We start from the raw sequence: 12503 nt of genomic DNA, 5'->3' as shown, positions 1-12503 counted from the left end.
CACATCTGCTAATCCTCGATGACTTTGGTCTGGCCCACCTGGACAAGAAACAACAAATGGATCTTATGGAAATCATTGAGGACAGGCACGGAAAATCCTCAACTATTATAGCCAGCCAATTACCGGTGGGAAGCTGGTATGATATTATTGGAGAAGCAACCATAGCCGATGCTATTTTAGACCGATTGGTACACACCTCACATCGAATAGAACTCAAGGGGGAAAGTCTAAGAAAAAAACTGTAATATTGTCAGTAACTTATTTTTTTGACCAAAATCCTTAGAGGGTCAGTATGGCCGGAATGAGGGGTCAGCATCACCGGAATATCCAGGGGCTAATTCGTGTAAAATAGGTATTGCCTAAAGACTATTTGAGTATTCCTCGCTACTCTTGTTAAATTTGATAACATCAAAGTAAAGGAGACAGTTGTAAATAATATTGATAAAAAATGAATCAACAGAATTCAAAAGCAAAAAAGACAATAGAAGAAAGTGATTTAAAAAAATGTGGAATCGTAATGCCTATTTCTGCAATTGACGGATTAAGTTCTGAACATTGGAAAGAAGTTTTAACAATTCTAGATGATTCGATAAAAATGGCTGAATTTCAACCAAATCTTGTTAGTAATGGAACTGATGTTGGTGTAATTCAAAAGAGAATAGTTCAAAACTTATATAAAAATCCTATAGTAGTTTGCGATGTCAGTGCAAAAAACCCAAATGTGATGTTTGAACTAGGTTTAAGATTAGCTTTTGACAAACCAACAATAATCGTAAAGGATGATAAAACAAATTATTCTTTTGATACATCCCCAATTGAACATTTAGAATATCCTCGCGATTTACGGTTTTCATCAATTGTAAAATTCAAAGAAGATTTATCAAAAAAGATAATTGCTACTTATAAAGCTTCACAAGAAAATCCCAATTATACTACTTTTCTAAAACATTTTGGAGAATACAAAATCAGTAACTTAGAAGACAAAGAAATTACATCTGATAAATATATATTGGAATCAATTGAATCTTTAAGAAAAGAAATTAATTTCCTAAGAAGAGAAAACAATAAAAACGGAACAATTGATATTCATAATTATTTTGACAGAAGAGAAATTAAATGGATAGTTTTTAATGCTAAATTGCAAGAATTTGTAAAAGATAATAACCTTTCTGATGAATTTGACATTAAAGATGTGGGGTTAGAAACAGAATTGTATGAATTCTTATCAAGTTTTGAAGAAATAAGGAAAGTCATTCCCTCATCAAGAGAGCTTAAAGCAATGATAGAAGATGCAATTGAAAGACCTGAAGTTCCATTTTAATTTGTTGGAACTTTACATGGAACTGAGCCCATCTGTTTACGAACCGCCGTATACGATATCCGTACGTATGGTGGTGTGAGAGGCGCACTCCGTTCCTACTTAGGGACGGAGCCACCGGATTCCCTTGGATTTAGTGGCCTCCCCTTCGGGGGGGTACCCCCCCGAAGGGGAGAACAATCAGACAGAGTTTAATTTACAGACCCTTTAATTTACAGATCCGCGAAATGAATTTGCTATCAATACTTTGTTAGCTTACACAATCCTTTCGCAATATCTTCTTGAACAAGTTTGTATTTAATGTTGTCTTTTCTGCTTCCGTTCTGATAAACGACATTTACTCTGTCATTTCTTCTAAGTTTCTTTTGACTTTGGATAGTATTCTGTTCTGAGTTTTTGAAAGAAGGAGGAGTTAAATTAAATGTGAGATTTTTGGGCGTATTTGGATGTTCATATCTTACTTGTTTCCCTTCGCCCGTTTGAAGTTGTCTGAACAGTTTAAAAATTTTATCTACTTTTTCCTCATTGTACAAAATCTTTCCCGTCTCAAAATTAAAAGCTGTTGTTCCAAAAGAACCAATTAACTGATCGGTTGTTACTTCTTCCGATTCCGGATTTAAGTTCTCATATTCGTCTAAAATGAATCTCGTTTCAACACCTAATAAATTATATTTCTCAAGAATTATATCATTTCTAACTGCAAAGTTTGTCCCAAATTTCTTTTTTTGAACGCTGGGATAAATCATTGCTTGAATATTGTTATCAGATACAATGGGATAAAACAACTGTTCGGAAGAGAGTATTGCGCTAAAGATATAATCTCCTAGCTTGTCTCTTGAAACTGGTAAACTGAAAGCGTCAATTAGAAATTCTTCGAGCATCCCAGCTACAACTTGCAGAGGATGATTCGCATCGATGTTATCGCGCTTTTCATTTCTAACAATGTTACAGTTAAGCTTGGCATTGGGCTTTAGTTCAAAGTGAGTAAGAGTGATTACATCTCCGTTTTTAGGCTTCATCTCCCAGTATGCCCCAGCCTCGGTTGTGGAGCAATACAGAACTTGCTGATTTGGGATGTTACACCTGTTAAAATCGCAGTACTGGATTGGTGGAGCGAGTAGTTGAGAAATATCGGTGAGATAACTTAAATCTTTTCCTTGCCCTGCAAGAATTCGATTATTGTTTGAAATTCGAACCAATCTTTGTGGAGGGTTATCTGTAAATCCAACCGCCTTAAGATTAAAAAACGTTCTTATGTTCTGTTTCAGTTCTTCGAACTCTTCTACTGATAGATCATGAGTTTTATTGAATAGAGACCTGTAATAATCTAACTTCTCCTTGACTTTGTCGGGTGGATTGAGATTAAGATCCTCCGTGTTGAATTTATTATTTGCTACTTTATCAATCATCACGAAGGCTGAGTTTTATCAACTTCCTTTTTTGTAATTGTCGTTCTCTCTTGCCACTCAAAATAGTCGGACGGAAAATAAGAAGTTAAATCAATCTCATTGCCTTTATCAAAAAAGCCGAAAGGAATATTTTGAACAAAGCGATACTTCACTAAAAGCTTTTTGTCCCACCAAATGTTACCAATTGGAGTTAAGCAGTTAATGAACAGTAATGCTTGTTCGTGTGTTGTGAGTTGGGCTCTGATAGTTTTTACGTATTCGTATTTGTCAATATCGATTGTCTGATTGTCAACATAACAAATTGTTTGGTATAAGTGTCGAAAATAATGCCCCAATCGGGATTGATGTCCTTCAAATGGAATGAATTTAAATTTTCGATATTTCTTCGTTTTTTCTTTTGCTGCATCATTGTTAAGGCTGCTTTCAAACTCGTCAACAAATTTTTTGTCGTAGCCTTTGAGTGCTTCCTTAAGCATTCTTGATGAGTTTGGCCCAACGCCAAAAAACAAAGCATAATAGGACACAATAAAAACTTGCTCTCGCGTGAAATTTTGTTTCGTTTTTTCAGCAACTTCTTTCGTTATTACCTCAATAGAACGGAATTCTCTTATCAGTATGACGAATATTTTTTTTCCAAAGTCCTCACCAATGCCTATTTCAGCAACGTTATCTCTGTGCATTTTGATTAGTTCAAAGTATTTGTTTTCAAACTTTTCAATTTGTGAAGCCTCTCTTTGATTCTTTAAAGTGGAGTATAAGAATACCACGCTAATTAGAGCAAAGATAGTCCCAATGTAGCCGCCCACAAAGTCACCAAGTTGTCCCGCAGTTTCAGGATTGACTGTGTCCGTTTTAGTATATGCTTTTGCGAAAAAAATTAAATTGATTGTTATCAATCCTCCGAAAACTGTCAGTATTTCAATCCAGTTTCTTGTCCACCAATTTGACGGTTTATGTGTTTCGTAAGTTGGTTCTGATTTTGCCATTATTGTTAATGTTACTATGTAGTCCTAATATTGCCGCTAACACCCAAATATACACAATTAACCATTTCCACTAAAAAAACACCTTAATTGCAAAAAGTAACAGTATTTACTCAGGTTTAGAAAAATTTCATCAATTCATCATGGTATATATCGTTCCTTATTTTGTATATCGTATTTGGCGTGACCAATATAAAATCATTCCTGAAATAAATTTTATGGTTTTCCGTGGTATTCCAAAATTTCTATGTATAAACTGCATCTTTTGTAAAAACTTCTGAAAATGCTTCGGGATTTATTTTCATATTATTCCAGCCCTGATTTATATACAAGGCATATTGATAGGTAACATCTTTAATAGCCTCTTTGTCTTCAAGGGCTTGCACACGTTGTTCTAAACTTTGTTTTTCCATTACATCGCTAATTTTCCATTTGATTTTTGATGAAAATCTTTCATAAATTGATAATGAGAAAGTAATTCTTCTTCTGTAACTATTTGATTTTCGGGTTTGTTTCTTTCTTCTGAACTTTCGCCTTTCGCTTTTGCAATGGCAGCTCTTGTTGTTTGGAAATTGGCTTTTTTCTCTTCTGTAATTTCATTGGTAAATAATTGGCATAATGCTTCTGCATCCAACATTCCCAAACTAATACCTTGTCCGCCTGGACCATAAGGGTGCGCGGCATCACCTATTAAAAATAATCTTTGACTATACCATTTATCAGGCACACTACCATTGTAAACTGGTAGATGGTACAATACCGTTTTCGGATTAGCTTTTATCTGCTGGAAAACTTCTTGCAAATACGGTGTCCAGTTCTTGGCTCTTTCCGTTATCTGTTTGTATACATCACTGTCGGTCATCGATTTTGCTTCAGCTTCGGTCATATGTATGTGTGTCCACAGGAAATTGTTTTTATGGGTGTCATTCGAGTTTATAGTACCAACAGAACCAAGACCAATAAAACCATTGATGTTATTAAATAAGGACATTTCTACTTTTTCGTCACTTGGAAAAATGAAGCCAAGCCCCAAATACCCTGCATACCGTTTATTGGAATTGCTGTCTGGATTCAGCAAGCTTCTTACTTTAGAGCCTACACCGTCAGCACCAACCAAATATTTGCCTTGAATACGTTCCCCGTCAGTTGAAACAGCAACTACGCCATCGGTGTTTTCGATCGCATTTTCCAATTTAAAATTATAGATGACTTTTATACCTAATTCATTGGTACGTTCACGCAATTTTTCAAAAACAGCCAACCGGGTTACGATGATGGCGGGACTTGTTCCCTTATCGTTTTGTATATCGAATTTTATTTGATTTTTGCCAAAGTACATGATCAGTTTTTCCGTAGGCTCACCTATGTTGCTAATACCCATTTTTTCGAGTATTCTTACGCCTTTGGCTGAAATCCGTACACCACTTGTAGCTCCTCCAAAGCTTTCTCTTGCTTCAAGTACAATACAGGGGATTTTTTTCTCTGTAAGCTGAATAGCTAAACTTAAACCTGCTATTCCTGCACCAACAATTATTACTTGGTCTTCTTTATTATTCTGTATCATCTATATTCTCTTTTAAAATTATGATACAAAATTAGAGTGGTGCAAAACCTTAAAATAGTAGAAATCGGTCGTCCTTCAGGGAAGTGCTGATAACAGTATAAATTTGCTGTTTTCGTTTTTTGATAGTTCTTTAGGTGTAACTCCCGACATTTTCTTTACTTCTTTGATAAAGTGGTTTTGGTCTGTGAAATTGAGTTCGGGGAATAATTTTCCTTGTTTAATGTGATGTAAAGAGGATTTAAAACGAAAAATATTGCAATAGGCTTTTAATGAAATACCTATTGTTTGATTGAAATAGCGGTTGATTTGACGGCTACTCCAAAATACTTTTTCAGACAATTCTTTAACCGACAAAGTGCCATTTGAAGAATAAATCAATTCAAACAATTCCTGCTTTCTGTTATCGATATCGGGTTTTATAAGAGAAAGCATTTTTCGGGAAACTTTTTCGGTAAACTGCTTAAAATCATATAAATCTTTGTTTGTGATGTCCCAAAAAGCCGAGGGTAAATTAACTCCCCCGTTAACGATTGAATATACTTTTTCGGGTAATACATATTCTATGGCAAGCAAGTTAAAGCTTATAGCAAAGAAAATGGAGTTTGCGGGGATTGAGGCTTGCTGTGGTTCTGTGTCAATACCTCTTAACGTTGTTTTAAAATTTATTTTATCGGTCAGTGAAAAAATGATGTCAATTCTTCCGTCTGGCAGAATTACAATTTGCCGGTCTTTATCGGTAGGGTTGGTAATCATCCAAAAACTCTCGACAAAACTGCTGAGTTCCGCTGTTGGTTGAATAGTTTTTAATTCTATTTCTTCATTTGTCGGCATTATTAACCTTTTCTTTTTTTCCCAAGAGGTCGATGTTAGTGTGTCGGTTTTTTTAGGTTGCCGCTAACGGTCTCGTGTATGTGTAGTAGCGGGTTTTTAGGCACTTACTTTTCGGTTTAACACCGACCTTTTTTATATTCACTAACTTTCGTTTTATCTGTTAAACCGCTATTATTTTTATACATTGTTACCTGTTGGCTCTATTCCTTTAGTTGTTCCAATCTGTCAATTGCATTCTGATTTTTTGGATTTAATTCCAACGACTTTTTATAATTCAAAATAGCTTTTTGATAATCCTTATTGTAAAAATACGCTTCGGCTAAACTGTCGTATAAATTTGCTGATTTTGGATAAATATGTAAGGCTAACAACATGACGTTATATCCTTGTTCTTTCTTTTTAGGATTAAATGATAATCGTAATCCTAACATATTTAGCATTCCTTCTTGAAGTTTAAGATTTGGATGATTGACCATTGTTTTTTTATATAGTGGAATTAAATCTTGGTAGTCTTGTTTGAATGCTAAATCATTGAAGTCTTTATAGGTAAAATCCCTTTGTAGAGCTTTTTTGGTTTGTTTTGAAATCAAAGTTTCGGAAAATCCGTTTGCAACAGGCTTATTTTCAATGAAAGCAATCGCCTTTTCGTCATTTTTCAGTGTTGCATTTAGGAACTGCAAAGTATGTTGACAAAGCAAATTGTAAGAAGCCATAATTTTTTCATCACTCTTATCTTGTCTTTTATCTCTATTAGCAAATAAGACACCAAAAGAACTAAAATAAGAATGTGTTAAGTCGTGAAATCTGTATCTGTAAATATTGCTATATTTTAAAGAATCATATAGTTTAAAATTGTAGTTCAATTCTTCAGGTATTTTGTCCGTTGTTAGAACTTCTTTTGGAATCTCTTTTTGAGCAAAATGGATATAAGGAATTTCAAACTTATCTAAATCGAAATAGGGTGATTTTTCCAAAACAGGATAATTGTACCTATCAGCTCCATCCAAACTTACTACTGCACTTATATTCTTATTTTTCATAACTGTAATAGCGTTTGACAGCCCACCAAAACTAAATCCCATTAATGCTACTTTTTTCGAATCAATATTCTTGTAGTTGTTAATTTCCTTTAGAAGAAACTCTACATCTCTTGATTGCGTTTCCATATCTTTTGTGGTTGCTCCTTCTAACCAACGTGTTTCTGTTCCCCTTGAAGGGCTTGATATGACTACAAAACCATTACTCGCTAAATATTCGAATAGCGCAAAATTCTCAATTGACGAGGCTTGATAACTTGGTGCATAAACGACAACTGGAAAATTGTCACCTGAAAATGTCGGATTAGAAAAAGCATGTACTTTTTCGGACAGATGAGCTTTGTTTTGTGGTGTATTTGGCAAATGTTGAAACCAATCCATTAAAAAATAGTCTGGTAAGTTCTTCCACTCTTCTTCTTCCTTAAAAATCTCTACATAGTTTAAAACTGTTAATTGTTCAGAATTACTATCCTCTATTTTTGCAGGATACCAAACACTTATTGAAATTGGTCTTTGAATAAGTTGGTTATTATACTCGTTATGAATTCGATAGTTTCTGGTGCTATCACTAACTGTATAGTGTTTAAAGCCTACTTTATATTTTCCTGCTTCAAGTCCGATTTCATTTAATGATGTCTGTCCGTAAGTTATTGTTGATAATAATAAACCTGTAATAATTACTATTAATCGCATTATTTTTGAATTAGTGTCCATAAGATTACACATTCAGATGATTGTTACAGGTCTTCTTTTAGCTTGCGGGTGACACCCAAATATACGCAATTAACCATTTTTATTAAAAAAACACCTTAATTGCAAAAAGTAACAGTATTTATTTAGGTTTAGAAAAATTTCATCAATTCATCCTTGTATATATCGTCCTTATTTGGTATATCGTATTTGGCGTGACCAATATGAAATCATTCCTGAAATAAATTTTCCGCTTTTCCATAGTATTCCGAAATCTCTATGTATAAACTATTAATTATAATTCCCCCCAAAACCTGGACAGTGAATTAACCTTTCGCTATCCGAACCTCGCCAATTACTACCTACCGATGTTAGTAGCTCTCCGAATAAATATATAAAAAGGTAGCGCCTAACAAAGGTGGCCTTTAAGCGGGATAACTTTAGTATATTTGGGCATTACCCTTAATACCTGAAAAGAGAAATGCAAAAATTTTGGAAGATTAGTGATTCTAAATCTAATAAACTGATTTACATAAAAGATAAGACCATTTATAAAGGAAATCCCAAACAGGAAGATTCCAACCAATTAGATTTCCAATCTTCTGACTTAACGTTTTTAAAAAGTTTGTTTAGCATACCTTATTCGTATATAAAACGAATTGAAAATCAAAGTGAAAAGAATGAAATAAAAATTTTTTTCGGCAACGATTCGGAGGAAGAACTAATTGTAAAGGATAAGAATGTAAAACAAGAGATTTTTGAATTTTTGAAATCCGATTTACCGAATTTTAATTACATCTTTAAACTGCCGAGCGTGTTCAATTATGGAAAATCACAATTCTTTGCAATCCTTTTTATAACGGGGATTTTTTTATGGTCTCTTTACCTGGCTATTCAAATTGAAAATGGAATTGAATACGAAATTATAGGCAGTGGCCGTAGTCTTTCTGCAATTATTCTTTTGTTAGCTAACTTAGGAGTTGTAAAAAATTGTATTGGATATGTAATAATTCTATCCGTCATTATATACACTCTGGTTAAAAAATTAAAGTCAAGAAGCACTATGGAAATATTAGAGAGATCATGAACTTAGAGGGTGTGCACCTCTTCGACTTTAAAAAATACTTCAAATAGCTGCCTTAAGCAGCTATTATTTTTAGAGCTGATATCGTTAAAAACGAGCTGGATGACTACCTTTATGGTACATTAAAAAAAACAAACCCCAAAACGCACGACATAATGGACACAAAACTGATTAAACTCTTTTTGCGGCTGGCCATATCCTTCGGGTTTCTGTCGGCAGTGGCAGACCGCTTCGGGTGGTGGGGCAAGGAAATCTCCGTTTGGGGAAGCTGGGACAGCTTTTTGCAATATACCGCGGTACTAAACCCCTGGTTTCCGGAATCGATGATCCCGGCCATAGGGGGGATAACCACCGGGGCAGAGATTGTTTTTGCCGTATGCCTTATCCTTGGGTTTAAGACCGAACTCTTTGCCAGGCTAAGCGGAATATTACTGCTTGTCTTTGCCTTGTCGATGACCTTGTCTACCGGAATAAAAGGGGCGTTCGACTATTCGGTTTTCAGTGCATCTGCCGGGGCCTTTGCCTTGAGCCTGATGAAGGAGAAATATGGGGAACTGGACAGCCTTGTCCGCGCACCGAAAACGGAATAACAACAGGAGATTACACCCACGTAGCGATGACTATGTGCCGCCAAATATCCCGTCTGGCAAAAACCTGCCGGTAGGAATACACTATAAAATATTCCAAAAACAAATTTCAGACGGTTTCTGAACTTCCTGCCAATAAAAATTTGAACTTCTGACCAATAAATAATAATTGTAATTGGCTCAACTTTGTTTTGTTAAAAATTCAAATACTTTTAAAATGAGCAAAACAATTTTAATTACAGGAGCGGCAAGCGGTTTTGGAAAAATCGCGGCATTTGATTTTGCAAATAAAGGACACAAGGTAATAGCAACCGCAGAAGTTTACCCGCAAATGAGCGATTTGATTCGCGAAGCAGAAGAATCTGGAATCGAATTGATTGCGGATAAATTGGACGTAACTGATACACGTGACATCGATTACATCGTGAATAAATACGACATCGACATTCTGATTAGCAATGCGGGAATTATGGAAGGTGGGCCTATCGCAGAACAACCGTTGGATTTAATCCGGTATATGTTTGACGTGAATGTTTTTGGAGGTTTACAACTTTCGCAAGGATTTATAAAAAAATGGGTGAAACAGAAAAAAGCGGCAAAAATTGTCTTTACTACTTCCATGGGAGGGCTTTGGACGGTGCCGTATGTTGCGGCTTATTGTTCATCCAAACACGCTATGGAAGCCATTGCAGAAGGGTTGAAAACAGAATTGGCACCATTTAATATTAAAATTGCCACTTGTAATCCGGGTGTTTTTGGAACTGGTTTCAACGATCGTGGGGTGGATTCAATTTTCCGTTGGTACAACCCGGAAAAAAACTTTACACCACCATCGGTTTTTGATGGCGTTGGAGAATCGTTGAAAAATCAGTTAGATCCTCAATCTATGGCAGATACGATTGTCGATGTCGCTTTAGATGATAATTCTAATTTCAGAAATGTGCATCCTAAAGAAACAGAAGATTTCGTAAAACAAATACAAGCTGATGCCTGGACAGCCAAAAGCTAAACATAGCATTACTAAAGCACAGATGGCAATGCTGTGCTTTCCTTTTTTAACATGAAACAAAAAAATATGAACATCCATTATAATGAAGCATCAAAAGCATTGAATGCTTCCATAGAAAAAGCAAACGAACTGAACATTCCTGTAACCATTGCCGTTGTGGATACGGGAGGACATTTAATGGCATTGGCACGCTTGGACAGTGTGTACGGAGTGATAGATTTTGCCATAAAAAAGGCAAAAACAGCCATAATGTTCGGTGTGGACAACGATAGTATGGGAAAGATTGTTGAAGGTGCAGGTGTACATGGTTATGGAATGATCAATTCGAACGACGGACTTTTTACTGTTGGCGGAGGTGTTTTAATTAAAAATAAAGAAGAAAACATCATTGGGGCCATCGGCTCTTCGGGAGGAACACCCGAACAAGACCAGGAAATTGCTGCTGCCGGGGCAACCGCGTTAGTGTAATTTTTAAGACCTTTGTAAGATGAAAGGGACCACTGAAATTATATTCGACAAGTTGGTGTATTCCTGTGCATTTGAAAAATACAGAGGATACGAAGAATTTATTCCTGAGCATTTTCTGGGTTTTCAATTATCCGGAGAAACCCACGCATTCTCTGCAGGTGGGAATACGGTAATTAAAGAAAATTCAATTGTATTGGTCAAAAGAAATCAATTGATTCGCACCATAAAATATCCCAATAAAGATGGAAAATATCAGTTTCTATCCATTACGTTGGACAATGAGACACTTCGTCAATATGCAATGGAAAACAGGATTGTATTGGAAAATAAAACCGAATCGAAGCATAAGTTATTTTTTGAAACGGATGATTTTCTTTACGCTTATTTTCTTTCACTCAGCCCCTACATTAACAAAACCAAAGAAACAACACCCAAATTGGCAAACTTAAAAATCAGGGAAGCGCTTGAACTCATACTTCAGAGCAACCCTGGTTTAAAGAACATTTTATTCGATTTTGCCGAGCCTTACAAAATAGATCTGGAAGAATTTATGAACCAAAATTATATGTTCAACGTTTCGGTGGAAGCATTCGCAAGGCTCACAGGAAGAAGCGTTTCCGGATTTAAACGGGATTTTGCAAAAGTATTTCACACCACTCCAAAAAAGTGGTTGAAAGAAAGACGTTTGGACGAAGCTATGTATCTTATCAAACAAAAAAAGGAAAAACCGGCAGATTTTTATTTGGATTTGGGCTTTGAAAACCTTTCGCATTTTTATTACGCATTCAAACAAAAATTCGGAATAACGACCACTGAAATTTAATAATCGATGGACGTATTGCAACAACTACATCATTTTACACAAGGCGAAATTCTACAAGGAAAATGGATGATTGGAATAGCTGTTATCATTCTGTTTCCGATAGCTTTTTCCCTTTTTCAAGGTAATGTGTCTTTCCAAAAAGGAATGGCAATTCCCGTTTGTTTATTAATAGCAATTAACATCATTTATGGCGGATATATCTTATATTCCAGGACAAAATACCTCACGCAAACGGAAATAGAATTTCGTTCTCATCCTCAGCAAACATTAGATGCTGAATTGCAAAAAGCAAAAGCAGATGATCAAAGTTATACCACCCTGAAATACGTTTGGGGAGGGTGTGCGATTGTTTTTATCGTACTGTATTTAGTGGTTGTGAAGGACTTTTACAAAGGATTATCACTTGGTTTTGCTGTACTGTTTTTAGGTTTCTTAGTTATCGATTTGTTTTTTAATCGACGGTTGAACTTATACATGGAAGAACTGAATAAATTGACGATTTAAAATAGCTATAGCTGGAAAGCGGAATATTACTGCTTGTCTTTGCCTTGTCGATGACCTTGTCTACCGGAATAAAAGGGGCGTTAGACTATTCGGTTTTCAGTGCATCTGCCGGGGCCTTTGCCTTGAGCCTGATGAAGGAGAAATATGGGGAACTGGACAGCCTTGTCCGCGCACCGGAAACGGAATAAGAACAGGA

Annotated in this window: 15 protein-coding genes; 9 read left to right on the top strand and 6 right to left on the bottom strand. The window is 35.6% G+C overall.

What is annotated here, in order from left to right; genetic code table 11:
* Both BT112_RS19325 and BT112_RS19320 read left to right on the top strand, forming a co-directional pair.
* Window positions 1-245 (top strand): ATP-binding protein (locus tag BT112_RS19325; protein ID WP_175545828.1); only part of this gene is annotated, 245 nt, incomplete at its 5' end.
* Window positions 246-448: 203 nt separating this feature from the next.
* Complete coding sequence (locus BT112_RS19320) at window positions 449-1321, top strand: RNA helicase (RefSeq protein WP_245777074.1); 873 nt, start codon at window positions 449-451, stop codon at window positions 1319-1321.
* A 236-nt stretch (window positions 1322-1557) separates the two neighbouring features.
* On the opposite strand, the gene BT112_RS19315 is transcribed toward BT112_RS19320, so the two are convergent.
* From BT112_RS19315 to BT112_RS19295, 6 genes are all read right to left on the bottom strand, one after another.
* The gene (locus BT112_RS19315; protein ID WP_072319107.1) at window positions 1558-2727 is read right to left on the bottom strand and encodes a hypothetical protein; all 1170 of its coding nucleotides are present in this window, start codon (window positions 2725-2727) and stop codon (window positions 1558-1560) included.
* On the bottom strand, window positions 2727-3713 hold the full coding sequence (locus tag BT112_RS19310) for a putative phage abortive infection protein (protein WP_072319106.1): 987 nt from the start codon (window positions 3711-3713) through the stop codon (window positions 2727-2729). The genes BT112_RS19315 and BT112_RS19310 overlap by 1 nt, the downstream gene beginning before the upstream one ends.
* Before the next feature lie 242 nt (window positions 3714-3955).
* Window positions 3956-4123 carry a nuclear transport factor 2 family protein gene (locus BT112_RS21925; RefSeq protein ID WP_175545827.1) on the bottom strand — a complete coding sequence of 56 codons (168 nt, stop codon included), beginning with the start codon at window positions 4121-4123 and terminating at the stop codon, window positions 3956-3958.
* Complete coding sequence (locus BT112_RS19305) at window positions 4123-5274, bottom strand: FAD-dependent oxidoreductase (RefSeq protein ID WP_072319105.1); 1152 nt, start codon at window positions 5272-5274, stop codon at window positions 4123-4125. The genes BT112_RS21925 and BT112_RS19305 overlap by 1 nt, the downstream gene beginning before the upstream one ends.
* Window positions 5275-5349: 75 nt before the next feature.
* Entirely contained in the window at window positions 5350-6105 is a 756-nt protein-coding gene (locus tag BT112_RS19300; protein WP_072319104.1) for a helix-turn-helix domain-containing protein, read from the bottom strand.
* A gap of 200 nt (window positions 6106-6305) precedes the next feature.
* The gene (locus BT112_RS19295; protein ID WP_245777073.1) at window positions 6306-7835 is read right to left on the bottom strand and encodes a tetratricopeptide repeat protein; all 1530 of its coding nucleotides are present in this window, start codon (window positions 7833-7835) and stop codon (window positions 6306-6308) included.
* 478 nt (window positions 7836-8313) lie between these two features.
* Between BT112_RS19295 and BT112_RS19290 the strand changes: the two genes are divergently transcribed.
* From BT112_RS19290 to BT112_RS21690, 7 genes are all read left to right on the top strand, one after another.
* Window positions 8314-8919 carry a hypothetical protein gene (locus BT112_RS19290; RefSeq protein ID WP_072319103.1) on the top strand — a complete coding sequence of 202 codons (606 nt, stop codon included), beginning with the start codon at window positions 8314-8316 and terminating at the stop codon, window positions 8917-8919.
* Between the two features lie 152 nt (window positions 8920-9071).
* Window positions 9072-9506, top strand: a complete 435-nt coding sequence (locus BT112_RS19285) for a DoxX family protein (protein ID WP_072319102.1) — start codon at window positions 9072-9074, stop codon at window positions 9504-9506.
* Between the two features lie 214 nt (window positions 9507-9720).
* Window positions 9721-10512: an SDR family oxidoreductase gene (locus tag BT112_RS19280; RefSeq protein WP_072319101.1), complete on the top strand. Its 792-nt coding sequence runs from the start codon at window positions 9721-9723 to the stop codon at window positions 10510-10512.
* Window positions 10513-10578: 66 nt separating this feature from the next.
* The gene (locus tag BT112_RS19275; protein WP_072319112.1) at window positions 10579-10980 is read left to right on the top strand and encodes a GlcG/HbpS family heme-binding protein; all 402 of its coding nucleotides are present in this window, start codon (window positions 10579-10581) and stop codon (window positions 10978-10980) included.
* A 19-nt stretch (window positions 10981-10999) separates the two neighbouring features.
* Window positions 11000-11803, top strand: coding sequence for a helix-turn-helix domain-containing protein (locus BT112_RS19270; RefSeq protein WP_072319100.1), 804 nt, complete (start codon window positions 11000-11002; stop codon window positions 11801-11803).
* Between the two features lie 6 nt (window positions 11804-11809).
* On the top strand, window positions 11810-12307 hold the full coding sequence (locus BT112_RS19265) for a hypothetical protein (RefSeq protein ID WP_072319099.1): 498 nt from the start codon (window positions 11810-11812) through the stop codon (window positions 12305-12307).
* A gap of 50 nt (window positions 12308-12357) precedes the next feature.
* Window positions 12358-12495, top strand: a complete 138-nt coding sequence (locus tag BT112_RS21690; RefSeq protein WP_317039617.1) for a hypothetical protein — start codon at window positions 12358-12360, stop codon at window positions 12493-12495.
* Window positions 12496-12503 lie beyond the last annotated feature (8 nt).

Source organism: Sinomicrobium oceani (assembly GCF_900119185.1).
GTDB classification, from domain to species: domain Bacteria; phylum Bacteroidota; class Bacteroidia; order Flavobacteriales; family Flavobacteriaceae; genus Sinomicrobium; species Sinomicrobium oceani.
This window is presented reverse-complemented; position numbering and strand designations above follow the sequence as displayed.

Bases quoted from the DNA above. Each gene is read 5' to 3' on its own strand.
- BT112_RS19320 (WP_245777074.1), top strand. From the start codon at position 449: ATGAATCAACAGAATTCAAAAGCAAAAAAGACAATAGAAGAAAGTGAT.
- BT112_RS19315 (WP_072319107.1), bottom strand. From the start codon at position 2,727: ATGATTGATAAAGTAGCAAATAATAAATTCAACACGGAGGATCTTAAT.
- BT112_RS19310 (WP_072319106.1), bottom strand. From the start codon at position 3,713: ATGGCAAAATCAGAACCAACTTACGAAACACATAAACCGTCAAATTGG.
- BT112_RS21925 (WP_175545827.1), bottom strand. From the start codon at position 4,123: ATGGAAAAACAAAGTTTAGAACAACGTGTGCAAGCCCTTGAAGACAAA.
- BT112_RS19305 (WP_072319105.1), bottom strand. From the start codon at position 5,274: ATGATACAGAATAATAAAGAAGACCAAGTAATAATTGTTGGTGCAGGA.
- BT112_RS19300 (WP_072319104.1), bottom strand. From the start codon at position 6,105: ATGCCGACAAATGAAGAAATAGAATTAAAAACTATTCAACCAACAGCG.
- BT112_RS19295 (WP_245777073.1), bottom strand. From the start codon at position 7,835: ATGCGATTAATAGTAATTATTACAGGTTTATTATTATCAACAATAACT.
- BT112_RS19290 (WP_072319103.1), top strand. From the start codon at position 8,314: ATGCAAAAATTTTGGAAGATTAGTGATTCTAAATCTAATAAACTGATT.
- BT112_RS19285 (WP_072319102.1), top strand. From the start codon at position 9,072: ATGGACACAAAACTGATTAAACTCTTTTTGCGGCTGGCCATATCCTTC.
- BT112_RS19280 (WP_072319101.1), top strand. From the start codon at position 9,721: ATGAGCAAAACAATTTTAATTACAGGAGCGGCAAGCGGTTTTGGAAAA.
- BT112_RS19275 (WP_072319112.1), top strand. From the start codon at position 10,579: ATGAACATCCATTATAATGAAGCATCAAAAGCATTGAATGCTTCCATA.
- BT112_RS19270 (WP_072319100.1), top strand. From the start codon at position 11,000: ATGAAAGGGACCACTGAAATTATATTCGACAAGTTGGTGTATTCCTGT.
- BT112_RS19265 (WP_072319099.1), top strand. From the start codon at position 11,810: ATGGACGTATTGCAACAACTACATCATTTTACACAAGGCGAAATTCTA.
- BT112_RS21690 (WP_317039617.1), top strand. From the start codon at position 12,358: ATGACCTTGTCTACCGGAATAAAAGGGGCGTTAGACTATTCGGTTTTC.